We start from the raw sequence: 23,870 nt of genomic DNA on the forward strand, positions 1-23,870 counted from the left end.
ACTCCTGAGGGGTCGGCGGCGTACGCCCGGCCGGGGATCTCAGCCGGTGGGGGACAGGAGCAGGGTGTCCGGACCGCAGGCGACCAGTACACGCGGTAGCAAAGCGTGAAATGTCATACCAAGCTATGACTTTTGGTGAAATGTGGCTGGAACGTGCTTGTCGATCATTCGCAATAGATCACACCCACACTTGCCTCCAGAGATCTTGGAGGTGCTGGTGGACCACAGCAGGCGTGGGTTTCTGACAGCGGTCGGCGCGACGGGCGGCGCCGGGGCGTTACTGGCCACGATGGGCGCGCTCGGCTTGGCGCCCACCGCGGAGGCGGCGGCCCGTACGGCGTTCGACCCGCCCCGGCCGTCCGACTTCACCCTCACCGGCAGGGGCGCGAAGAAGGTCGTCGTGCTCGGCGCCGGCGTCGCGGGCCTGGCCACGGCCTACGAACTGGGCAAGGCCGGGTACGACTGCACGGTGCTCGAAGCCCTCGACCGGGTCGGCGGGCGCAACTGGACCATCCGGGGCGGCGACCGGATCACCGAACTGAACGGCTCCACCCAGGTCGCCCGGTTCTCCGACGGCATCTACATGAACGCCGGCCCGGCCAGGCTCGCGCAGTGGATGGTCACCATGGACTACTGCCGCGAGCTGGGCGTCCCGCTGGAGGTGTTCACCAACTCCAACGCGCAGGCGTACATCTTCAACGAGTCGGCCGGGATGACCGCGCCCGTCGCGTGGCGGACCGCCAAGGCGGACGTCTACGGCTACATCTCCGAGCTGCTCTCCACGGCGACCGACAGCGGCGCGCTCGACGCCAAGCTGACCGCCCAGGACAAGGACCGGCTCATCACCTTCCTGCGCGGCTTCGGCTCCATCGGCACCAAGGCCGCGGGCTTCGCCTACACCGGCACCGAGCACCGCGGCTACAGCGTCAACCCCGGCGCGGGCGAGCAGCCCGGCACCATCCTCGGGCCGGTGCCCTCCCTGTCGGAGGTGCTCGCCAGCGGCGTCGGCCAGCGGTTCTCCTTCGAGTTCGGCTACGAGCAGGCGATGCTCATGTTCCAGCCGGCCGGTGGCATGGACGCCATCCCCAAGGCGTTCGCCCGCGCGGTCGGCAAGGACAGGATCCGCCTCAGGTCCGTCGTCACGAAGATCACCGACCTGCCCGACGGGGTCGAGGTCGAGTACCAGGACAAGGACGGCAGGACCAGGAAGATCAAGGCGGACTTCTGTGTCGCCGCGATGCCCCCGCACATCCTGGCGAAGACCCCGCACAACCTCGGCCCCGACGTCCAGGCCGCACTCGCGACGCCGACCGTCACCTCCTCGGGCAAGATCGGCCTGGAGTACCGGCGGCGGTGGTGGGAGACCGACGAGAACATCTACGGAGGCATCACCAACACCGACCTCGACCTGTCCGTCATGTGGTACCCCTCCTACGGGTACGGCCAGCGGCGCGGCCTGGTCATCGGCTACTACAACAACGGCGCCAACCAGGACGCGTACGCCGCCCTCAGCCACCCCGAGCGGGAGAAGCGCGCGGTCGCGCAGGGCGTGAAGATCCACGGCGCCAAGTACCGCGACGAGCTGGCCACCTCGGTGTCGGTCTCCTGGCGGCTCCAGCCGCACATCGAGGGCGCCTGGGTCGGCTGGCCGTCCCGAACCGGCGGCTACCAGCTGCTGAACAAGCCCGCCGGCCACGTCCACTTCGCCGGCGACTGGCTGTCCTACCTCATCGCCTGGCAGGCCGGCGCCCTGGAGTCCGCCCGCAAGACCGTCACCGACCTGCACACCCGCGTCCTCACCCACTGATCCCGCCGCAGTCCTCCGGCCCGGCACCGGCTGCGGCCGGAGGAGACTGCCCCGGGGGACCGTGAACCGGCCGGACCGCTTTTCCGACTGTGCTCGGTGACGGGTGAACGGGAGGGCGGGATGACCGACGAGCTGCTGGTGCTGAGGTGCCGGCTCGGCGAGCGTGAGGCGCTCGCCGAGCTGGTGCGAACCTGGCACGCGCCGGTCTGGACGTACGTGCGGCGCATGCTGGACGCCGAACGGGCCGACGACGTGGCCCAGGAGGTGTGGCTCGCGGTGCTCCGCGGGCTGCCACGGCTGAAGGAACCCGCCCGGTTCGCGCCCTGGCTTTTCATGATCGCGCGGCGCGCGGTGGCGAACCGGCTGCGCGAGGAGTACCGCTTGGCCGCGACCGCGCCGGAGCCCGAGGAAGGCCCGGCCGACGCCGCCGACGCCCTGGTCGACCGCGCCGAGATGCTCGCCGGGCTGTCCGGGCTGCCGCCCGCCGAACGCGAGATCCTCGTCCTGTTCTACCTCCAGGACCTCCCGGTGGAGGACTGCGCCGAGATCTGCGCGATCCCGGTCGGAACCGTCAAATCCCGGCTGCACCGCGCCCGGCGCATGCTGCGCGACCAGCTCGTACAGAGAGGCTTCCAACCGTGAACGACGAGCTCGTACAGAGGTTTCCGGCCGTGACCGCCGGTGGAAAGGGGTCCGGGCCGTGAACGATGAGCCGCGCCTGTCGGCGGAGGAGATGATCGGGCGGCTGTCGGGCGCGCTCTCACCGTGGCGGCGCGTCCGTGGCGTCGTCGCCCTGGTCGCCGGCCTGGCCGGCGCGGTCCTCATCGGATCGCTCTGGGCCACCGAGCCCGGTCCGCTACCCGGGCGGACCCGCCTCGCCTTCGCCATGCTCACGCTGTTCTGCCTGGCATGGGCCTGCTACGGGGGCTGGGCGGTGACCCGCCGGGCGCCGCTGTTCGCCGCAGACCGCGTCGTCGCCGGCTGGCTGGCCCTGACCGCCTCGGCCGCGACCACCGCGCTCATGGTGACGGTCGCCGCACGGCGCGGCTCCGGCCTGGCACCGGCCCTCGCCGCCGGGTCCGCCCTCGTCGCCCTCTCGATCGTGCTCACCGTCCGGGCCCATGCGCGGCGCCGCGCGCTCCTTCGCCGCAAGCACGAGCTCTCCGGCGAGCGGGACGCGGGCCGGGGGACCGGCGGGACGTGAGTGGAAGCTTTGAGCTGGCATTGAGGTGGCTCGGGTAAACGTAGGGTCATGGACCGGCCTGACAGGGTGCTCGTCGTCGACGACGAGCCCAACATCCTCGCGCTGCTGTCGCAGACACTGCGCCTGGTCTCCTTCGAGGTGCGGACGGCGGAGTGCGGATCCGACGCGCTGACGGCCGCGGCCGCGTTCGAACCCGACATCGTGGTGCTCGACGTCATGCTGCCCGACCTGGACGGATTCGAGGTGGCGCGCCGGCTCGGCGAGGTGCCCGTGCTGTTCCTGACCGCCAGGGACACGGTCGAGGACCGGGTCCAGGGGCTGCGCCTCGGCGCCGACGACTACGTCACCAAGCCGTTCAGCCTGGAGGAGGTGGTCCTGCGGATCAGGGCCATCCTGCGCCGGAGCCGCGCCGCCGGGCCGTCCAGGGAGCACCTGCTCAGGTACGCCGACGTCGAACTCGATCCCGACGCGCACGAGGTGCGGCGCGGCGGCGTCCTGGTGGAGCTGTCGCCGACGGAGTTCAACCTCCTCGCCTACCTGCTCACCAACGCCGGGCGGGTGGTGAGCAAGCCGCAGATCCTCGACAGCGTCTGGCGCTACGACTTCGGCGGGGACGCGAGCATCGTGGAGTCCTACGTCTACTACCTGCGCAAGAAGATCGACCGCTGGGACCCGCCGCTCATCCACACCGTGCGCGGCGTCGGCTACACCCTCAGGACACCGAGGAGGGGTGAGACGTGAAGCCGCCAGGCAGGTGGACACTGCGCGCCCGGCTGGTGGCGGCGGCGGTGGCGCTCACCGCCGTCGCGCTGGTCCTGGCCAACGTGGTGGGGCTGACACTGTTGCGGGACTACCTGGTCGACCGGCTGGACGACCAGCTCACCTCCACCGTCATGACCGCCACCTCCGGGATCATGCTGGCGAAGCCGCTTCCCCTGCCCGAGACGCGCGTGGCCGCCCCGCTGCAGGTGTCCCCGAACCGCATCGTCAAGCGGATGATCGGCGACCAGGGTTTCTACATCTTCGGCCCCGGCGGGAAACTGGCCGGCGAGTTCCCGGGGCAGGCCGCCAACCGCCCGGACATCGGCCCCCTCGACCAGCTCAAGAAGGACGAGCCGTACACGGTGGCCGGCACCGCCGGGCCGTCCTGGCGGGTGTTCGCGGTCGACCTCCCGGACGGCGGGACCGTGGTGATGACGGCGTCGCTGGCCGAGGTCGAGGCGACGCAACGCTGGCTGATGGCCATCGACGCCGCCGTCATGGCGGTGGTGCTGCTCCTGCTCGGCCTGGCCGCGACCGCCCTGGTACGGCTCGGCATGCGCCCCCTGACCAGGATGGAGGAGACCGCCGGGCAGATCGCCGCAGGGGACTTCAGCCGCCGCGTGCCCGAGACCGACACCCACACCGAGCCGGGCCGCCTCGGGGCCGCGATGAACGTGATGCTCGACCGGGTCGAGGCGGAGATCGCCGCGCGGGTCGGCTCCGAGGCGCGGATGCGCCGGTTCCTCGCCGACGCCTCCCACGAACTGCGTACCCCGCTGACCTCGGTCCAGGGCTTCGCCGAGCTCTACCGCAGGGGCGGCACCCCGCCGGGCCCGGCCATGGACGAGACCATGCGCAGGATCGAGGACGAGGCCACCCGCATGGGCCTGCTGGTCAACGACCTGCTGGTCCTGGCCCACCTCGACGAGGAACGCCGCCTGGCCGAGGAGCCGGTGGACCTGCTGGAGATCGCGGTCCAGACCGTCAGGGACGCGCGGGCGCGCCTGCCCGAACGGCAGGTGCGGCTCACCGCGCTCGGCTCCGCGCTCAGCCCGGTCATGGTGCTCGGCGACGACGCCCGGCTGCGGCAGGTGGCGACCAACCTCGTCGCCAACGCGCTCGCCCACACCCCCGAGGACGCGAAGATCACCATCCGGGTCGGCACCGGCACGGCCGCCGCGTCGCCCGCCGCCGCGCTCGGTGCCGGAGGACCGGGACGCATGGGCGTGCTGGAGGTGAGCGACACCGGCCCCGGAATCCCCGGCGACCACGCCGCCCGCGTCTTCGAGCGTCTCTACCGGATCAGCCAGAGCCGCTCGCGCGCCGACGGCGGTGCGGGGCTCGGGCTCGCCATCGTGGCCGGGATCGTCAAGGCGCACGGCGGCCGGGTCGAGCTGGCCACCGCCCGGGGGGAGGGCGCGACCTTCCGCGTCCTGCTGCCCCTCCAGGACGCCGAAGTCCCCGTCGCCTGATCCCGGCGGTCCGTACCGGCGGCCGTACCGGCGGCGCGGCCGCTCCATGGCCGTCCGTTCGATGGCCCGCGACCGCTCCGGAGCCCGGATCGGCGGCCGGGCCGGGATTCCGAGGTGGCTCCCAGGTGGTTCGGGGGTCGTTCCGATCTCCGGTCAGCAGCATTCGGTGCATGAGAAGAACACTCGTGGCGGCGGCGTTACTCGCCCTCGCCGCCGGATGCGGACAGTCCCCGCCCACCTCCGGGGTCGCCTCGGTGCAGGGCACCAAGACCCCTGCCCAGGCCACCGCCACCCCGACCGGCTCGTCCGACCCCGAGGAGAAATCCCGGAAGTTCGCCGCGTGCATGCGGGAACACGGAGTCGAGATGCCCGACCCCGAGGCCGACGGCGGCAGGATGAGGATCACCATCCCCAAGGGGATCGGCAAGGACAAGATGGACAAGGCCATGGAGGCCTGCCGCGCCCTGGGCCCCATGGGCGAGAAGCGCGGGCCGGTGCCGCCCGAGGAGCAGGAGAGGCTCCGCGCGTTCGTCAAGTGCATGCGGGACAACGGCGTCGACCTGCCCGACCCGGACTTCACCGACGGCGGCGGCGTCAGGATCGGCGGCCCGAACAGCAAGATCAAGCCCGATGACCCGGTGTTCAAGAAGGCCGACGAGGCCTGCAGGGACAAGCTGGGCGGACCCCTCAAGGCCGGCGAAAGCCCCCGAGGGTGAGCGGCACACGGACGGAGGCCCGCGTGAGCACGACGGACGAACCAGAGGCGTACCCGCGGCGTAACCGCCGCGCCAGGACGGTCGCGGTCGTCGCGGGCTGCACGGCGCTGCTGGCCGGCGCGGTGGCCGCGGCGGTCGGCGTCGGGGGCGGTACCGGCACGGCCGTCGCCGAGCGGACACCCCCCGCGACCGCCAAGGTCACCCGCACCACGCTGACCGAGAGCCAGAGCGTCGACGGCACCCTCGGCTACGGCGACACCGCCACCGTCTCGGCGTCCTCCCCGCAGGGCACCGTCACGTGGCTGCCGTCCCCCGGCGCCGTGATCACCCGGGGCCGGGCCGTCTACAGCGTCGACGCCGACCGGGTGCCCCTGCTGTACGGGAGCACCCCCCTTTACCGCACCCTGAAGGACGGGGTGGAGGGCAAGGACGTCGCGATGCTGGAGCGCAACCTGGCCAAGCTCGGCTACGACGGCTTCACCGTGGACGACGAGTTCACCTGGACCACCCGCGAAGCGGTGAAGGAATGGCAGGAGGACATCGGCGTCCCGGTCACCGGGCAGGTCGAGCCGTCCGCGGTCGTCGTCCACGACGGCGCGTTCCGGGTCGCGGACGTCAAGGCCACGCTCGGCGGTCCGGGCAGCGGCCCGGTGCTGACCTACACCGGGACGACCCGTCAGGTCACCGTCGCGCTCGACGTCGCCGACCGGCACCTGGTCAAGAAGGGCATGAAGGCCACCGTGGAACTGCCGGACGGCTCCACCGTGCCGGGCACCGTCAAGGACATCGGCAAGGTGGCCACCGAGAGCACCACGCAGGACGAGACCACGACCACCATCGAGATGCTGGTCTCCATCCGGGCCACCAAGAAGCTCAGGTCCTACGACACCGCGCCGGTGAGCGTCACGATGGTCGCGGCACGGCGGAAGAACGTGCTCACGGTGCCGGTCAGCGCGCTGCTCGCGCTGGCCGAGGGCGGGTACGGCGTGCAGGTCGTGGAGGGCCCGGTCACCCGGTACGCGGCGGTCACGACGGGGATGTTCGCCGACGGCAAGGTCGAGGTGACCGGCGTCGACGACGGCGCCACCGTGGTGGTCCCCAAGTGACCCTCGACGACACCACCCCACCGGCCGCCACCCGCGCCGAGGCGGTCGCCGAACGCTCCGTCCGCGCCGACGCGGTGGCCGAGTACTCCGAACGCTCCGAGCGCTTCGGGCCCGACGAGGTCATCGTCGAGCTCAGCCAGGTCAGCAAGCTCTACGCCGGCGACGTGGCGGCCCTGCGCGGGGCCACCATGTCGATCGGGTACGGCGAGATGGTCGGCATCGTCGGCCCCTCGGGCTCCGGCAAGTCCACGATGCTGAACATGATCGGCACCCTGGACCGGCCGTCCGGCGGCACCGTGCGCATCGCGGGCCACGACGTCGCGACCCTCACCGACCGCGAGCTGTCGGCGCTGCGCGCGGGCACGATCGGCTTCGTCTTCCAGCAGTTCCACCTGGCCGGCGGCGTGCCCGTGCTCGACAACGTCGCCGACGGGCTGCTGTACGCGGGGGTGCCGCTGAAACGGCGGCGCGGGCGGGCGATGAAGGTGCTGCGCCGGGTGGGGCTCGCGCACCGCCTGGACCACCGGCCGCACGAGCTGTCCGGCGGCGAGCGGCAGCGGGTCGCGATCGCCAGGGCCGTGGTCGGCGACCCCGACCTGCTCCTGGCCGACGAACCCACCGGCAACCTCGACTCCACCTCCGGCGCCACCGTGATGAGCCTTCTGCGCGACCTGCACGAGAGCGGCACCACCGTCGTGGTCATCACCCACGACCGCGACATCGCCGCGACCCTGCCCCGCCAGATCGAGATGCTCGACGGCCGCGTGACGCACGACTCCCACCCCAGGCGGGTGGCGGCGTGCTGACCGTCACCGCGGAGCGGAGCGGCGCCCGGCTGACGCGGGCCCGGCTCAGCCCGCGTGACGTGCTCAGGGTCGGCGGGGCGGGGCTGCGGACCCGGCCGCTGCGGGTGTTCCTGTCCGCGCTCGGCATCGCGATCGGTATCGCCGCGATGATCGGCGTGGTCGGCATCTCCGCCTCCAGCCAGGAGGACCTCAACCGGCAGCTCTCCGCGCTCGGCACCAACCTGCTCACCGTCTCACCGGGCAACGACCTGTTCGGCGAGGGGTCGCACCTCCCCTCGGAGTCGGAGAGCATGATCGGGCAGATCGGGCCGGTGACGTCGGTCACCGCCACCGGGCACACCACCGCCAAGGTGTACCGCAACGACCAGATCCCGGAGGGCCAGTCCGGCAGCATCGCGGTCCTGGCCGCCCGCCTGGACCTGCCTAAGGACGTCGGCGCGACGCTCGTCAGCGGCACCTGGCTCAACGAGGCCACCCACCGCTACCCGGCGGTGGTCCTCGGGTCCCGCGCGGCCGACCGGCTCGGCGTCGTCACGGCGGGTACCGAGCAGCGGGTGTGGCTCGGCGGCCGGTGGTTCACGGTCGTCGGCGTGCTCGCCCCGGTGCCGCTGGCCCCCGAACTCGACACCGCGGCCCTGGTCGGCTGGCCGGTGGCCGAGGAACGGCTCGGCTTCGACGGCTACCCGACGACCGTCTACGCCAGGGCAAAGGAGGAGCACGTCGTCGAGGTCCGGGAGGTCCTCGGCGCCACCGCGAACCCCGAGCACCCCGACGAGGTCGACGTCTCGCGGCCCTCCGACGTGCTGGCCGCCAAGCAGGCCACCGACGCGACGCTGAACGCGCTGCTGCTCGGCCTGGGCGGTGTCGCGCTGCTGGTCGGCGGGGTGGGCGTCGCCAACACGATGGTCATCTCGGTGCTGGAGCGCCGCGCCGAGATCGGTCTCCGCCGTTCCCTGGGGGCCACCCGGGGGCAGATCCGCCTGCAGTTCCTGGCCGAGTCGGAACTCCTGTCGGCCCTCGGGGGCGTCGGCGGCGTGCTGCTCGGCATCGGCGTCACCTTCGCCTACGCCGCCTCCCAGGGCTGGCCGGCGATCATCCCCGCCTGGGCGATGGCGGGCGGCCTGGCCGCCACCTTGGTCATCGGCGGCCTGGCCGGCTTCTACCCGGCCGTCCGCGCCGCCCGCATGCCCCCCACCGAGGCCCTCGCCGCGCCGTCAGGCGGTCACTCCATCACGGAGTGGAGGAGCGCGACGACACTCAGGGCCATGGTCAGGGCCACATCCGTGTCGCCCGTGACGCCCAGCGCCGCGCCGATCGCACCGGCCACCCCGAGGATGACCACCCAGCGCTGGGGGATCCGCGTGGGTCGTCGCGGTGGGGGCGTATTCTCCGCCGGGTTTCGCCACGCTATTCTCATCGTTGGTTCCTTTCTTCGGTTCACATTGGGGAATGGACTCAGAGCGGCCCCTGTCTCGACCACAGCGGGCCGCTCATTTTTGTGACCTGTACGGCCACGTGACCCCCATCCTCCTGGAGTGATCTTCGCTGTGCAAGAGCATCTGCACGAGTAGATGACTCCTCATATGCATGGCCATCTGCACGTGCATGCACTCTCCGGGCTAAGGTGTGTACCGAACGTGCTTCGGTCGGCGGCCGCTCCGGCGACGCCCGCCGGGGCGGCGCCCGGTGGACCGACCGGTACGCGACAGCACTCCGTGGAAGAAACGCCTGGTCAGAGGAGATGATGATGGCCCCGCACGAGGCGGACGCCGACAACGCCGCCGGCACTCGGTACAGCTCCGCCGTGCTGCGGATGGTCCTCGGACAGCAGCTCCGCCGGATGCGGGAAGAGCGTGGCATCTCGCGGGAGACCGCCGGGTACGTGATCCGGGCGAGCGACTCCAAGATAGGCCGCCTCGAACTCGGGAGAAGCTCCTTCAAGCCACGTGACGTCGCCGACCTGCTCACCCTGTACGGCGTCACCGATGATCGCGATCGTGAAGCGCTGCTGGACATCGCGGCGCGGGCCAACCGGCCCGGCTGGTGGCACCGGTTCAACGACGTGCTGCCCCCGGGGCTGGGCTCCTACCTCGGGCTGGAGGACGCGAGCTCGGTCATCCGGGCGTACGAGGTGCACGGAGTCCACGACCTCCTGCAGACCGAGGAGTACGCCCACCGGCGGTTCGGGCTCCTCGACCCGGAGGCGCCACCCGGTCGCGTCGAGCGTCGGGTGGAGATGCAGATGACGCGGCAGAAGGTGCTGACCCGGCCGGGTCCGGCCACCCTGTGGCTGGTCATGGACGCGGCCGCCCTCTGGCGGTCACCCGGCGACCGGGACCTGACGCGCGCCCAGATCAGGCACCTGATCGAGATGTCCCAGCTGCCGAACGTGGCCCTGCAGATCGTGCCGTTCGGCACGTACGTCACGCCGGGGCTGCCCTTCAGCATGCTGCGCTTCCACGCGAAGGAACTGCCGGACGTGGTGTACGTCCAGCACCTCACCGGAGCGCTGCTGCTGGACAAGCCGGACGACGTCATGGGCTACCTCGACGTGATGGACTCCCTCAGCGTGGCGGCCATCGGCCCCGACTTCGCGGCGGACGTCCTGCACGACATCCTCAAGGAGATGTGAGGACGCCCCCGGCGGGTCAGCGGGGGACGGCTTTGACCCAGCCGCGGTCGCCGTCCAGGAAACCGGCCATCGTCAGCCCCTCCGCGCGGAGTTCCGATTCGAGGTGGTCGTCGTCCAGGCGCCTGGTGAGGAAGGAGTGGGTCCAGCGCCGGTCGCCGGAGCCGTACACCATGGTCGCGGAGAGGAGGCCGGGCCCGGGCCTGCTGACCTCCGTCATGCCGATGGCGCGGCCGTCGTCGGTGACCCGTTCGAAGGGCTCGGCCGTGTCGTACCACTCGGGGGGCTGCCGCTGGAGGATCACGCACCCGTCGTCGGCGGCGTGCTCGCGGCAGGTGCGCAGGAACGCGCGGCGCAGCTCGTCGTCGGGGGTTTCGATCACGTACGACATGAGCAGGACAACGTCGAACCGCCTGCCCAATGCCAGGGACTGGATGGGGGAGCGGACCGTGGTGGCCCCCCGGATGTGCGCGAGCATCTCGGGCGACTCGTCGACGGCGGTCACCTCGTGGCCGAGGGCCAGCAGCCCGTGGGTGACCCGCCCGGCGCCCGCCCCGAGCTCCAGGATGGACGCCCCCTCCGGCACCGCCGCGTGCACGCGCTCCGGCTCGCCCCTCGCCGTGAGCGTGGCGTAGAGATCGACCGCCGACCCGTCTGGCGCGATCGTCCCTGGCCCGGTCCCGTGGTACGTCTTCCGCGAAGTCATGATCCCCATCCTGCACGACGTCCGGTCCCCGGTCCGCTCCTGTCGAGCGACGGGCGCGCGACGGGCGCGCGACGAGCGCGCGACGGGCGCGCGACGGGCGCGCGACGGGCGCGCGACGAGCGCGTGACGGGTGCGCCCCCGGCGCTCACGAGGTGAGGGCCGGGGGCGCGGACGGGTCGTGACCCGGTGTCACCGCTTCCAGGGTTCGAAGTAGGCGACCGTCGCGAAGTCCATCTCCAGGGAGTCCGGCGGGGTCCCCCCGCTGGCGCTGGTCCCGGCCACGAAGAGGCGGACCCCGACGCCGGGGACCGCGTCCACCGCGATCGCGTGGGCGGCGTCCCGGGCGGCGACCTGGCCGTCGTAGTGCCCCACCCAGGTCTGCGCGCCGCTCGCGGCGTCGTAGGCGATCGTCACGTAGTCGGCGCCGGCCGCGTCGTCGGTGCTCTCGCCGGTGACCACGACCTTGCTCCCGTCCGGGGTCACGGCGACGTCCCACGCGAGGTCATCGGTCCCCGCCTGGCCGTTGTACCGCTGCACCCACGACCGGTGCCCGGTGGCGGTGTCGTAGGCGATCGTGGTGTAGTCCGACTTCGTCCCCTCCCCTGTGGTGTTGCCGGTGACGTACACCGTGCGGCCGTCGGGCGCGAGGACGATGTCGTGCGGGTTGTCGCTGTCGTGCGCCGGGCCGTCGTAGGTGTCCGTCCACAGCTCCTTTCCTGTGGCGGTGTCGTAGGCGATCGTCGCCACGTCGGTCTGCGTCCCGCTGTTGGAGTCGGCACCGGTGACGAACACGACCTTGCCGTCCGCGGCGACCGCCATGCGGGTGGGGATGTCGATCCCGTTGTCGGTGCCGTTGTGGTCGGCCGACCAGAGCTGGTCGCCCGTACGGGCGTCGTAGGCCACGGTGCCCCAGTCGGTGAGACCCGTGCCCTCCGGCCCCGAACCCTGTCCGGTGACGAAGACCTTGGACCCGTCCGGGCTCACCTCGACCACCCGCGCGTCGTCGGTGCCGCCGCCCGGCCCGTCGAAGTACTTCGTCCACGTGGGCGTGCCGGTGCCGGCGTCGTAGGCGACCGTGACGAAGTCGTCCTTGCCGCCTTCGGCGAGCGTGCTCATGCCGGTCAGGTAGACGGTCTTCCCGTCCGGGCTGACCGCGACGGCGTTGGCGAAGTCGGCGAGCTTGGCCGCGTCGTGCCGCGCGACCCAGAGCTGCTTGCCGGTGACGGCGTCGTAGGCGATCACGACGGCGTCGTTGGCGGTGTCCTTCCCCGCGCTGACGCCGGTGATGAAGACCTTGGACCCGTCCGGGCTCACCTTCATCCCGGCGACCTCGTCATAGCCGCCGTCGCTCGCGTACCCGTTGCTCCACAGCTCGACCCCGGTGGCCGGGTCGTAGGCGACCGTGGACATCCGCGGCTTGAGCAGGCCGGGGGAGGGGTCGAAGCTGACGCCGGACACGTACAGCCGCTTGCCCTTGGGGTCCAGGGCGACGAGCTCGGCGGAGTCGCTTCCGCCCGCGGCCCCGTAGGTGGCCGCCCACGTCTCCTGCACCGGGCGCACCAGGACGGGGACGGTCACGGTGTGGTGGCGGTCCCGCCAGGTGAGCCGCCCGCCCTGGTAGACGTTGGTCGGCGCCGTGGTCCGCGTGAACGTCACCGTGAACGACTTGCTCTGCCCCGGCCTCAGCGTGAGCCTGTTCGGCTCGACCTTGGTCTTGATCCCGGCCAGGCCGTCCGTGGACGCCGTGTACGTCGCGGTCGAGTCGCCGACGTTGGTCACCCTGCGGGTGACCTTCTGGGTGGTGCCGGACAGCCGCCCGACCGAGATCGACGGCACGTTCATGTCGCTCGGGTCCAGGGAGTACCCGGCCCTGGCCAGCTTCGCGCAGGTCTCGGCCCTGACCCCCTTGGTCGTCGCGCACAGGAAGGCGATCCAGTCCTTCATGCCGCTGTCGTAGGTCAGGCCGGGGTCGGCGGCGCTGTTCGGGGTGACGTGCCCGGCCCCCTTGGCGAAGATCACCTTGGGGTCGGTGGCGGGGCCGTCCAGGACGTCGGCGCCGGTCGTCATGAGCGCCGACTTGACGGCCATCGGCGACCAGTCAGGGTGCAGGTCCTTCAGCAGCGCGGCCAGCCCGGCGACGTGCGGGGCCGCCATCGAGGTCCCGCTGAGGAAGTTGAACTCGTTGCCGTTGTTGCCCGGCGGCGCCACGGCCGCCAGGATGTCCTGCCCCGGGGCGACGACGTCGGGCTTCAGCAGGTCGCCGCCGCCGGCCATCAGCGGGCCGCGCGAGGAGAACGCGGCGACATAGGGCGCGGGGACGTTGTCGCTGATCTTCACCTGGTCGATGGTCGCCGTGGCGCCGGGGGTGGCGGCGTAGTCCTTGACGGCCTGCCGGTCCTTGACGTCGAGATGCACCGTGGGCACCACGTGCAGGTCGGCGTTGAGCGAGTTCTCGTCGACGTTGGTCAGGAGCACGCCGACGCCGCCCGCCTCGGCGACGGCGGCGCTCTTGTTCAGCCGGGGTGTCACGCCCCGGTCGCAGACGACGATCTTGCCCCGCACCTTGGCGGGGTCCAGGACCGGTGTGCCGCCGTTGTCCTTGGCGGTGTAACACTGCTCCACGCGCGTCGCGTCGGCGCCGGGCAGCGCCGCGGCGGTGGCGTCGACCAGGGGCGCGGGGCCCACCTTCGCGGCGGCCAGCGACACACCGGTGTAGACGGCGCCGTTACCGAACGTCACCTTCCCCTGGGTGCCTCGGTTGTGCGTCCCCGCCGCGACCGTGGTGATCCACGGAGACGGGTGCGCCACCGTCGAGGCGGCCGGACCGTCGTTCCCGCCCGCCGCCGAGACGAACACGCCGGCCTCCGCGGCCGACAGGAACGCCATCTCCACCGGGTCGAGGAAGTCCGTGCTCGTCCCGGACACGGAGTAGTTGATGACGTCCACGCCGTCCGCCACCGCCTGGTCGATGGCCGCGACCAGGTCGGAGTTGTACCCGTTGGCCGTTGAGGCGTCCTCGACCGACCAGAGCGCCTTGTAGGCGGCGATCCTGGCGCGCGGCGCGATGCCGCTGATCTTCCCGAACGACGCGGCCGGTCCGGTCACCGGGACGTCGAAGTTCCCGCCCGCCGTCGAGGCCACGTGCGTCCCGTGCCCGTTGTAGTCACGCGGCGACAGGTACTCCCACGGCAGGAACTCCTTCAGCGCCGCGTCCCCGCCCCACCCGGCGTCGAAGTGCCGTGCCCCGACCAGCTTCCCGTTGCACAGCCCGCTCTTCCACGAGTCGTCGCCGGGCGTCTCGCACCCGCCGTCGAAACCACGGACCGGAGGGAACGGCTTGCCCTTGCTGTCGGTGCCGGCGAAGCTCCTGGCGTCCGGCCAGATCCCGCTGTCGATGACGCCGATGACGAGCCCCTCGCCCGCGCCGTGCTTGCCCGTCGGGCCGCCGAGCTGATCCCACAGGCCGCCGCGCGCGTCGAGCCCGAGGAAGGACGGCGTCGACGACGTCGACACCGACACCTTCTTGTCCTCGGTGACCGCCACGACGTCGGGGTCGGCCCGCATCTCCGCGGCCTGGGGCGCGGTCAGCTTGGCGGCGAAACCCTCGTACGAATACACGTACTCGTACAGCTTCTTGCCGCCGCCCACCTTCCTGAGCGCGTCGTCGTGCCGGCTCCGGAGATGGGCCACGTACCTGGTCACGTCGGCGGAACGGCGGTCGACCTTCTCGCCTCGCTTGGGCTTGGTCGTGGGCAGCCCGGCCTGGTCCCCCTCGTAGGTCACAACGGGGTCCTGCGCCATTTGCACAATGTAAATCTTCTGCTCATCCGGGGCGGCCTCGGCCGAGACCGGGCCACCGGGCCAGGCGGTCACGGTCAGCATCAGCCCGGTGAGCGCCATCGCCGCCGACAACCGTCTGCGAGCATGGCCAGGGGATTTGGATAGGTCCATCGTTGCCCTCCGCGCATCGCCGCTGATCAAGCGGACGATCGCCGAGGCTAACGAGAGCGGGCATCAGCCGTGATCCGTACCGTATACGGATTTTTGGGCCGCCATTTCGCCAAAGTTCGCCAAGGGTGGTCCGGTAACCTGCTCGTGGTGATCGAGAGGGGGTGGCCGGGTGTCCTTGGGCCCAGCCCGCGTCGCCCACTCAGGCTCCTTGTCCGGCACGCTCATCGGGCGCCGATCCGAGCTCGCGCTCATGCGCGCCGCCGTCGCCTCCCCGCCCTCCCTGGTCCTGGTCGAAGGAGAGGCGGGCATCGGCAAGAGCCGTCTGGTGCGCGAGCTTCTCGCCACCCGGCCGCTCGCCGGGACCCGCAGGCTCGTGGGCCAGTGTGAGCAGCTCCAGGAACCCCTGCCGCTGTCCCCCGTGCTCGACGCCCTGCGCCTGACCGGCGGGGAGCTCGCCGCGTCCCGGCCGCGCAACCCCGTGGTGGGGGCGCTGGCCCCGCTGCTCCCCGAGATCGCCGAGTACCTCCCGCCGCCCCCGCCCGCGCTCCGCGACCAGCGGGCGGAACTGCACCGGGTGTTCAGGGCCGCGGTCGCCCTGCTCGACCACCTCAGCCCCCTGGTGCTCGTCCTTGAGGACGTGCACTGGGCCGACAGCGGCACGCACGACTTCCTGTCCTTCCTGGCCTCCCACCAGCCGCAGGACGTCTCGCTGATCGTCACGCTGCGCTCGGCCGTGGGGCTGCCGCCGATCCGTGCGGCGTTCGCCCGCGCCCCGCACGGCCCGGCGCTGTCGGTGGGCCTCACCCCGCTGAACAGGTCCGAGGTCGAGCAGCTCGCCGAAGGCATCCTGAAGGCCGAGCTCCCCGGGTCGTTCGCCGCCCCTCTGTACGAGAAGACGGGTGGCATCCCGTTCGTGGTGGAGGAGGTGCTCCGCACCCTGCTGGGCAGCCTGCCCGCCGACGAGATCCCCGGACGGCCCGACGTCCTGGCCGACCTCGCCGTGCCGACCGTGCTCCGCGACGTCGTGCTGCAACGCCTGAACTCGCTCGACGACACCGCGCGGGAGATCCTCGGGGCCGCCGCCGTCATCGGCATGACACCCGACGACCGGCTCCTCGCGGAGGTCACCGGGCGCGGCGCCGCGGAGATCGCCGGTGCCCTCGCCGAGGCCCAGGCCGCCGGCCTCCTGCACGAGCAGGACGGGCGATGCCGGTTCCGCCACGCGCTGGCGCGGCAGATCGTGGACGAGTCGGTGCCGGTGTCCGGCCGGCGGTGGCTGCACCTCAAGACGGCCCGCGCCCTGGAATCCGGCCCGGGACCCAGGCCGGTGGCCAGGCTCGCCCACCACTTCCGGCACGCCGGCCGCACGGCCGAGTTCGTGGACAACGCGGAGGCCGCCGCCGACACCGCCCTGTCGCACGGCGACGACGCCACGGCGGCGCGTTTCCTGCTCCAGGCACTGGAGGCGGGCGACCTGTCCCAGGACGTGCGCGTACGACTGGCCCTGCGGCTCGGCCGCACGGCGGTCGACGGGCTCGCCCACGCGCGGGCCGTACCCATCCTCGAACGCCTGCTCGCCACCGAAACCCTCCCCGCCCACCCGCGAGGGGAACTGCGGTTCGCCCTCGGCCGGCTGCTGCGCCAGCAGGGCGAGGCACGGGCGGGCTACCTGCGGATCGAGAGCGCCCTTCCCGACCTCGGCGACCGCCCGGCGCTCCTCGGCCGCGCGCTTTCCGTCCTCGCCGCCCCCGAGACCATCGTGGACCGGCACATCAGCGAGCACACCGCGCACTGCGACCGCGCTGAGGAGGTGGCCCGCCGCAGCGGCGACCCCGACGTCGCCATCGCGGTGCGCATCACCCGGGCCTCGCTCCTGCTGGAACAGGGCGATCCCGCGAGCTGGCGGCTGATCGCCGAGCTGCGGCGCGACGACCGGCTCCGCGCCGCGCCGCGCGAACACGCCCGCGCCTGCCTCAACTGGGCCCAGGGCGCCCTGCACATCGGACGGCTCCACCAGGCCGAGGCCCTGCTGGCCGAGGGACGCCAGGTGGCCGGCCAGGCCGAGTACCTGCGGGTGGCGGAGGTCGTCGAGCTGGTGACCGCCGCCGCCGACCACGCCGCGGGACGGTGGGACGGGCTCTCACCCCGCCTCCGCCGCCTGGGAGGGGCCTCGGCCACCTTCGCCGCCGCGACCCTGGACGCACGGCTGCTGCACGGCGCGCTCCTCGCGGCCACCGGCCCCGCCGAGGAGGCGATGGCCCACCTCAGCGAGGTGATCTCGATCGCCGAACGGGTCGGCGCCGTGTGGCCGCTCATCCCCGCGCGGACGGCGCTGTCCCGGCTGCTGCTCTCCCTGAACGACGCCGCCGGCGCGGCCGGGCACGCCACCGCCGCGCTGACCCAGGTGCGCGCCAAGGGCAACTGGGTGTGGGGCGCCGAGACCGTGCTGTGCCTCGTCGACGCCCTGGACGTCCTCGGCCGCGCGCGCGAGGCGGCCGACCTGGTGGCCGAACTGGCCGCGGGCATCACCGGCGCCGACGCCCCCATCGCCCAGGCCGCCCTGCTGACCGCCCAGGCCATCCTGACCCGGAGCACCTCGCCTGAGGCCGGTGACCGGTCGCTCGACGCTGCACGTACCATCCTGCGGGACGCCGGCCTGCGCTACGAGGAGGCCCTGACCTGCGAACGCCTGGGCCGCTGGCGCTGCGAGCACGGAACCATCGGCGGCGGAACGACTGTGGGTGGAACGACCGACCGTGAACCGGACAGCGGAGCGCTCCTGCTGGAGAGCGCATTGCGCACGTACGGCGAGATCGGCGCGGACCGCGACATCGCCCGCGTCTGCCAGATAATGCGACAGAACAGCGTCCCCATCCCGTACCCCTGGCGGGGCGGACGCCCGTCCCACGGCCAGACGCTGTCCTCGCGGGAACGCGAGGTGGCACTACTGGCGGCGGCGGGCAAGACCAACCAGGAGATCGCCGCCGTCCTGTACCTGTCCAGACGCACGGTCGAAAGCCACATCTCCAGCGCCCTCCGCAAACTCGGCTACCTCTCCCGCAAGGACCTCCGGGAACTCCTTAACCACTGACCCCGTTATTCGCCGGCCACCTCGCCGAGGACGGTGTGGACGGCGGCGGCGACCCTGGCGGGGGAGTAGCGGGACCGGGCCGAGGCGCGGTGACGGGCGACGACCCCGGCGTCCGGGCCGGTGGACGCCAGGACCAGGAGGCGTTCCCGCAGCTCGGGCACGTCCTCGTACAGCACGTCGGGGTCGTCGCCGCAGACCTCGGGATAGGAGCCGATCCGGGGCAGGAGGCAGTGGTTGCCGGTGGCCATCGCCTCCAGCGTCGCCACGCCGAGGCTCTCATGCGTGGCCGTGCTGATCTGGACGTGACTCTGCCACAGGGCCGCGTAGTAGTCGTCGATCGGCAGATCCTCGCCGCGGACGACGCGGCCGGGAAACGCCTCGGCCATGTCCCGCAGCCGCCCCGCCCAGGAGGACCGATCGGGGAAGTGCCTGGTCACCAGGAAGCGGGCGGCGGTGCGTTCGAGGATCTCCGCCGCCACGTCGAGGAACACCCCTGGCTGTTTCGCGGTGTTCGGCGCGTGGTTGAACACGATGGTCACGCCGTTTCCCGCGCGTGGCCGCCGGGCCGCGTCGATCCTTTCGAGATCGATGGGCAGGCCCACCGCGCGTATTCTCCCGGTCAGCTCGCCGGCCGCCTTCTCGCTCACCGAGAACACGTTGCCGAGAATCGTGTTCCGCATGTACTCGCTGACCACCAGGACGCGGTCCGCCGCCATCAGGTTCCCCAGGTCGGCCCAGCGCAGTTTCGGATAATGCTCGAACCGGAAAAGGTCCGTCTCGTCCCAGTGGCTGCCGTGCGTGTAGGTGACCAGGGGCAGTGCGGCGGTGTCGTCGAGCACCCACCGCAGGTCCGCGGTGAACGGCCACAGGGCGTGGAAGGCGAGCGCCACGTCGTAGTGGTTCACGCGCACCGCCGCCTCGACGGCCGCGAGGATCTCCCCGGTCCAGACGGTGAGCCGCCGCGCGTCCGACTGGATGACGTCCACCTGGAGGCCGAGCCCGCGCAGGCCCGCGACCAGCGCGTCGGCACACGTGACGCTGTACCCCAACGCGCCGCTCACCCCGGTGGGCCCGGCGTCGGCCGGATGAAGATAAGTGGCGATAAAAAGGATTCTCAATCGGCACCTCCTATGGGAGATTTCCGTTGTCAGGGGTGACGGAACAGTAAGCCGATCGGATCCCTAATGTCGATCTTTGATGATCTGAACCAGAATCGACCGGCCGGGGCGCGGCTCTTCGTCGATCGGCACACGCCGTGCCGGGAGTTCGCCGAGCGCCTCAACAACGATCCGGCGCAGCAGGTCGTCCAGGTTTATGTGGGTGTGGGGGGCAACGGGAAAAGCGCACTGCTCCGTACCCTCCAAAGGCGGTGCGTCTACCGCATTCCCCGCGAGCATTGGGAGGAGATCCACGGCTATCCGGATGAATTCTTCGTCGACGCGCTGAGCCGTGCCCCTGGCGCGGAGAAGGTGCCGGTGGCGCTCCTGGACTTCGGCGCCCAGCCGTCCGGGGTGAACCGTCCGCAGGAGCCGCTCAGCGCGTTGTTCATGCTCAAACGGCAACTGGCGGAGGCCGGTGTCCGGACGCCCCGGTTCGACTTCGCGGCCGTCGCGTACCTGCACCGCTCGGGCGCGGACGTCCGGGCGCTGGTCAACGAGCTCTTTCCCCGGTCGGAACTGCTGTCGGCCGCCGGCGTCGCCGACGCGTTCCTGCAGGTTCCCGTCGTCCAGGTGGGCACGGCCCTGTTCGAGTGGTTCAACGGCAGGCTCGACAACCTCATGGAACAGCGCAAGCTGCGCCGCAGGGTGCCACCTGAGGTGGTGGCCGAGGTGCTCGCCCTCGCCCCGGAACCCGATCTCATGGAGGCCCTGCCCCGGCTCTTCTGCGAGGACCTGCGCGCGGTGCTGACCGGCCGCCGCACCCCGCACCGCATCGTCCTGCTCTTCGACACCTACGAAGCGGTGGCGGGAGAGGGCAGCCGGTCGCGGTTCGGCAACGTCGGCGGCCCGCGCTGGATCAGGTCACTGCTCGGCAACCTGCCGCTCGCCGACGGGGCCATGGCGGTGGTGGCGGGCCGGGCCGCGCCCACCTGGTCGCGGGCGCTCACCGAGCCGATCCCCGAGCGGTACGTCAAGATCGACGCGCTGGGGGCGCTGCCCGACCGGTTCGCCCGGGTGTACCTGGAGGAGGCGGGGGTGACCGACCCCGAGCTCCAAGATGCGCTCGTCTCCTACGCATCCGACGAGGCCGGCCTGGTCCATCCCCTGCTGCTCGGCCTGTCCACCGACGTGGTGCTCACCGCCGCCGAGCGCGGCCGGAACCTTCAGACCGCCGACTTCCCCGCCGACCCCGAACTGCGGGACAGGGAGCGCGCGCTGGCGGCCCGGCTGCTGTCGCGGATCAACGACGACCTGGAGGAGGCCGTGGCGGCCGTCTCCGCCGCCAGGTCGTTCGACAGCGACCTGTTCTTCCACCTGGGCGCGCAGATGGACTTCCCGGCGACGATGGCGGTGTTCCGGCGGCTGACCGCGTTCTCCTTCGTGACCCCTATCGCCGGAGAACAGCGATTCGCCCTGCACCAGTTACTGCGCCGCGCCATCGCCAACATCGCGCCCGAGGTCGTCCTCCAGGCTCACGAGGTGCTCGCTGCTTACTATGGTGCCGTGCCGCGACCAGACGAGTTCACCCGGCGGATAGAGCACATCTACCATCGCGCCCAGCTCGACCCGGCGGCGGGGGTGACGCTCTGGCTCGCCGAGATGGACCGGGTGCTGGCCCTCAGCCGGTTCGACCTGTGCAGATCGCTGCTGAGCGTGCTCGGCGACCTCGACATGCCCTCCCCCGAGGTCGCGGAGGCCTGCGACTACCAGGTGGCACGGGCCGAGATCGCGCTCGGCCGCTGGGAGGAGGCCGAGGAACGGCTGCGCGCGCTCCCCGGGGACGCCGCCCACACCCACCTGCTGAAGGGTGAGCTGGCCTTCGTCCGGGGCGACTTCGAGGCCGCGAAACGGCACGCCGACCAGGCGCTCGCGGCCGGCGAGGACGGCGCCGCCCGGCTGCCGTACCTGATGTTCTCGGCCAACATGATGCTCTTCCTCGGCCGGTTCGACGACGGCAAGCGGCTGTGCCGCGAAGGACTCGCGATCTTCGGCGTCGACGGGGACGGGAACACCGCCGTCCTGTGGCACTCGCGCCTGGCGTCCATCGAGTTCTTCTCCGGGGACATCGAGGCGGCCAAGGAGCAACTCGCGCTGGCCGCCCGGCGGCTGGACGCCGTCCCCGAGGCCGACCGCGACCGGCAGGCCGAGGCCGGGCTGCGACACGAGGAGGCCGTCATCGCCGAAGCGGAGGGCAGGGCCGCCGACGCGCTGCGCGGCCAGGCCGAGGCACTGCGCATCCGCCGCGAGATAGCCGACGTCCGGGGCGTCGCCCACGGCCTCAACGGGCTGGGGCTCGCCGCCCTGCAGATGGGCGACGCCGCCGAAGCGGAAGCGCGCTTCGTCGAATCCGCCGTGTTCGCCCGCGACCTCGGGGAACGCCTGCTGTACGCCAAGGTGACCCGGGGCCGCGCCGAGGCGGCGACGCTGGACGGGCGGTTCGACGACGCCGACCGGCTGGCCGCCGAGGCGCTCGCCGAATTCGAGGCCGCCGACATCCCCTACGACGTCGTGCACGCCTGGATCACCCAGGCCAGGGTGCATCGGGCCCGCGGTGACGAGCGCGCCTGGCTGGAGTTGACCGACCGGGCCCGCAGGGAGATCGAGAAGGAGGGCTTCGGCAGCCTGTACGCACGCTGTCCGGAGGTCCGGCCCCCCTCGGCCGAACGCATCGGGCGCGCCATGACGGCGTTCGCGGCGGGCGACGCGTTCGGCGTCCCCTGGGAGGGCTCGGGCCCGGAGTCGATCGACGCCGACCGCATCGGCGAGCTCCCCGCACCCGCGTGGGGCTGGCCGCGCGGCTCGACCTCCGATGACACCGCCCAGATGCTCCTGGTCTGCGAGCTCCTGTCCGACACCGACGGCCACCCGACCGCCGAAGCGTTCCTGGCCCGGCTCGCCGCCGCCGAGGACGAGATCCGAGGCATCGGGCCGACCACCCGCCGCGCCCTGGACCGCTTCCGCGAGACCGGCGCCCTTCCCGAGCCGACCCCCGGCGAACGGGCCACCAACGGTGCGGCGATGCGCATGCTCCCCGTCGGCTGGACCACACCCGCCACCGACGACGACCTGCGGCGCCACCTCGTGGAGACGCTGGCGATCGGCACCCACCGCGCCCCCGAGGCGATCGCTGCGGCCTGCATCGTCGCCGCGATGGCCGCCTGGGCGATCGAGGGCGTCGGCCTCGACTCCGTCCTCGCCGCCGCGCTCACCGAGGCCGACTGGGTCGCCGGCCGCTACGCGGAACCCACCGTCGTCCGCGCCGCCCTCGCCGGCACCTGGACCCCACCCCCCGACGGCATCACCCTCGACGCCCTGGGCACGGTCGCCGCCGTCGTCCACATCCTCCGCACGACCACCGACCTCGGCTCCGCCCTCCGCCAATCCGTCCTCCTCGGCGGCGACACCGACACCGTCGCCGCCCTCGTCGGCGGCATCCGCGGCGCCATGACCCCCACCGACCTAGACGACCTCCCCTGGCTCCCCATCGTCGACTTCACCCTCCCCACCCCCCTCACCACCCGCCTCCACCGCCTCCGCGCCGACCACTACAAACAGTGACCAAGAAGATCGCCACCGGAGCCGAGAAGATCGCCACCGGAGCCGAGAAGATCGCCACCGGAGCCGAGAAGATCGCCACCGGAATCCGATCGGCCGCCCGGCCGATCGCGGTGCTCGCCGGGGCCGGGGTGTCGCAGTCCGCAGGCGTGCCGACCGGGCAGGACCTGCTGGAGAGCGTGGCCCGGCAGCGCGGCGAGGACCCCGGCTCCGACCCGGTCGCCTGGTACCTCCGCTCGGTCGGCGGCTTCCCCGACTACTTCGGCATGGTCGGAGACGGCACCGACGCCCTCCCCGAAGCCATCTTCGACCAACCCGCACCCACTCCCGCCCACCGAGCGATCGCCCGCATGACCGCCGCCGGCCTGGTCGGCCCCATCCTCACGACCAACCTCGACCGCCTCCTGGAAAAGGCCCTACGCGAACAGGCCCTCCCCTTCGAACTCGCCTACGACCTCAACACCCTGACCCGAATCCTCAATAACCTGCGCCCACCCCCCGACGGTCCGGAACGGATCGATGATCAGTCGGCCCAGACCGTTCACAAGGTGGTCGTGCTCAAACTGCACGGTGACTACCGCGACATCGGTATCCGGCACACCGCCCTCGGCGACCACATCTACCACGGTGTGATCGACGACCTGCTCGACCGGTTGTTCGCCGAATTCGACCTCCTGGTCTGCGGCTGGTCGGCGAGCTGGGACGTCCCCTTACGCCGCGCCCTACGCCGAGCCACCCGAGGCCAGATCTGGTGGCTCCAATGCGGCCCACCCTCCGCCGCCGCCCAAAGCACCTTCGCGGCCCGCCATCCCATGGTCGCCCCCGTGACCAGCTCAGACGAAGGCCTGACAACTCTCAGCACCCTCCTCCTCGACCCAGACCGCGACATCTAGCCCGCTCCCGCT

The 23,870-nt window shown here is 72.0% G+C and carries 17 protein-coding genes; 14 read left to right on the forward strand and 3 right to left on the reverse strand.

Features of this window, described 5'->3' with window-relative positions:
- The first annotated feature begins 217 nt into the window (after positions 1-217).
- The 10 genes from NYZ98_RS10165 (at position 218) to NYZ98_RS10210 (ending at position 10,505) form a co-directional block, all read left to right on the forward strand.
- Positions 218-1,807: a flavin monoamine oxidase family protein gene (locus tag NYZ98_RS10165; protein WP_316249552.1), complete on the forward strand. Its 1,590-nt coding sequence runs from the start codon at positions 218-220 to the stop codon at positions 1,805-1,807.
- A gap of 120 nt (positions 1,808-1,927) precedes the next feature.
- Entirely contained in the window at positions 1,928-2,449 is a 522-nt protein-coding gene (locus tag NYZ98_RS10170; protein WP_262842333.1) for an RNA polymerase sigma factor, read from the forward strand.
- Between the two features lie 58 nt (positions 2,450-2,507).
- Positions 2,508-3,011 (forward strand): hypothetical protein, encoded by a 504-nt coding sequence (locus tag NYZ98_RS10175; RefSeq protein WP_262842334.1) that lies wholly within the window; start codon positions 2,508-2,510, stop codon positions 3,009-3,011.
- A gap of 48 nt (positions 3,012-3,059) precedes the next feature.
- A complete protein-coding gene (locus NYZ98_RS10180) occupies positions 3,060-3,752 on the forward strand; it encodes a response regulator transcription factor (RefSeq protein WP_262842335.1) in 693 nt (230 codons plus the stop codon).
- Entirely contained in the window at positions 3,749-5,245 is a 1,497-nt protein-coding gene (locus NYZ98_RS10185; protein WP_262842336.1) for a sensor histidine kinase, read from the forward strand. The genes NYZ98_RS10180 and NYZ98_RS10185 overlap by 4 nt, the downstream gene beginning before the upstream one ends.
- A gap of 170 nt (positions 5,246-5,415) precedes the next feature.
- Positions 5,416-5,961 (forward strand): hypothetical protein, encoded by a 546-nt coding sequence (locus tag NYZ98_RS10190; protein WP_262842337.1) that lies wholly within the window; start codon positions 5,416-5,418, stop codon positions 5,959-5,961.
- A 23-nt stretch (positions 5,962-5,984) separates the two neighbouring features.
- On the forward strand, positions 5,985-7,067 hold the full coding sequence (locus tag NYZ98_RS10195) for a peptidoglycan-binding protein (RefSeq protein ID WP_262842338.1): 1,083 nt from the start codon (positions 5,985-5,987) through the stop codon (positions 7,065-7,067).
- A 122-nt stretch (positions 7,068-7,189) separates the two neighbouring features.
- Positions 7,190-7,873, forward strand: coding sequence for an ABC transporter ATP-binding protein (locus tag NYZ98_RS10200; protein ID WP_262842395.1), 684 nt, complete (start codon positions 7,190-7,192; stop codon positions 7,871-7,873).
- Entirely contained in the window at positions 7,867-9,375 is a 1,509-nt protein-coding gene (locus NYZ98_RS10205; protein WP_316249553.1) for an ABC transporter permease, read from the forward strand. The genes NYZ98_RS10200 and NYZ98_RS10205 overlap by 7 nt, the downstream gene beginning before the upstream one ends.
- Positions 9,376-9,620: 245 nt before the next feature.
- Positions 9,621-10,505 (forward strand): helix-turn-helix domain-containing protein, encoded by an 885-nt coding sequence (locus NYZ98_RS10210; protein ID WP_262842339.1) that lies wholly within the window; start codon positions 9,621-9,623, stop codon positions 10,503-10,505.
- A 16-nt stretch (positions 10,506-10,521) separates the two neighbouring features.
- On the opposite strand, the gene NYZ98_RS10215 is transcribed toward NYZ98_RS10210, so the two are convergent.
- Positions 10,522-11,208 (reverse strand): class I SAM-dependent methyltransferase, encoded by a 687-nt coding sequence (locus tag NYZ98_RS10215; RefSeq protein ID WP_262842340.1) that lies wholly within the window; start codon positions 11,206-11,208, stop codon positions 10,522-10,524.
- A 189-nt stretch (positions 11,209-11,397) separates the two neighbouring features.
- Complete coding sequence (locus tag NYZ98_RS10220) at positions 11,398-15,009, reverse strand: S8 family serine peptidase (protein WP_262842341.1); 3,612 nt, start codon at positions 15,007-15,009, stop codon at positions 11,398-11,400.
- A gap of 88 nt (positions 15,010-15,097) precedes the next feature.
- Here NYZ98_RS10220 and NYZ98_RS10225 point away from each other — a divergent pair, with 88 nt between their 5' ends.
- Positions 15,098-15,232, forward strand: a complete 135-nt coding sequence (locus NYZ98_RS10225; protein WP_262842342.1) for a hypothetical protein — start codon at positions 15,098-15,100, stop codon at positions 15,230-15,232.
- A 135-nt stretch (positions 15,233-15,367) separates the two neighbouring features.
- Positions 15,368-18,250 (forward strand): helix-turn-helix transcriptional regulator, encoded by a 2,883-nt coding sequence (locus NYZ98_RS10230; protein ID WP_262842343.1) that lies wholly within the window; start codon positions 15,368-15,370, stop codon positions 18,248-18,250.
- 5 nt (positions 18,251-18,255) lie between these two features.
- Here NYZ98_RS10230 and NYZ98_RS10235 read toward each other — a convergent pair whose 3' ends face one another.
- Positions 18,256-19,368: a glycosyltransferase family 4 protein gene (locus NYZ98_RS10235; protein WP_262842344.1), complete on the reverse strand. Its 1,113-nt coding sequence runs from the start codon at positions 19,366-19,368 to the stop codon at positions 18,256-18,258.
- A gap of 66 nt (positions 19,369-19,434) precedes the next feature.
- On the opposite strand from NYZ98_RS10235, the gene NYZ98_RS10240 reads away from it, so the two are divergent.
- Positions 19,435-22,968 carry an ADP-ribosylglycohydrolase family protein gene (locus NYZ98_RS10240; protein ID WP_262842345.1) on the forward strand — a complete coding sequence of 1,178 codons (3,534 nt, stop codon included), beginning with the start codon at positions 19,435-19,437 and terminating at the stop codon, positions 22,966-22,968.
- Positions 22,965-23,858, forward strand: a complete 894-nt coding sequence (locus tag NYZ98_RS10245; RefSeq protein ID WP_262842346.1) for an SIR2 family protein — start codon at positions 22,965-22,967, stop codon at positions 23,856-23,858. The genes NYZ98_RS10240 and NYZ98_RS10245 overlap by 4 nt, the downstream gene beginning before the upstream one ends.
- The last annotated feature ends 12 nt before the right edge of the window (positions 23,859-23,870 follow it).

It is taken from the genome of Sphaerisporangium corydalis, from assembly GCF_025506355.1.
Classification (GTDB): Bacteria; Actinomycetota; Actinomycetes; order Streptosporangiales; family Streptosporangiaceae; genus Sphaerisporangium; species Sphaerisporangium corydalis.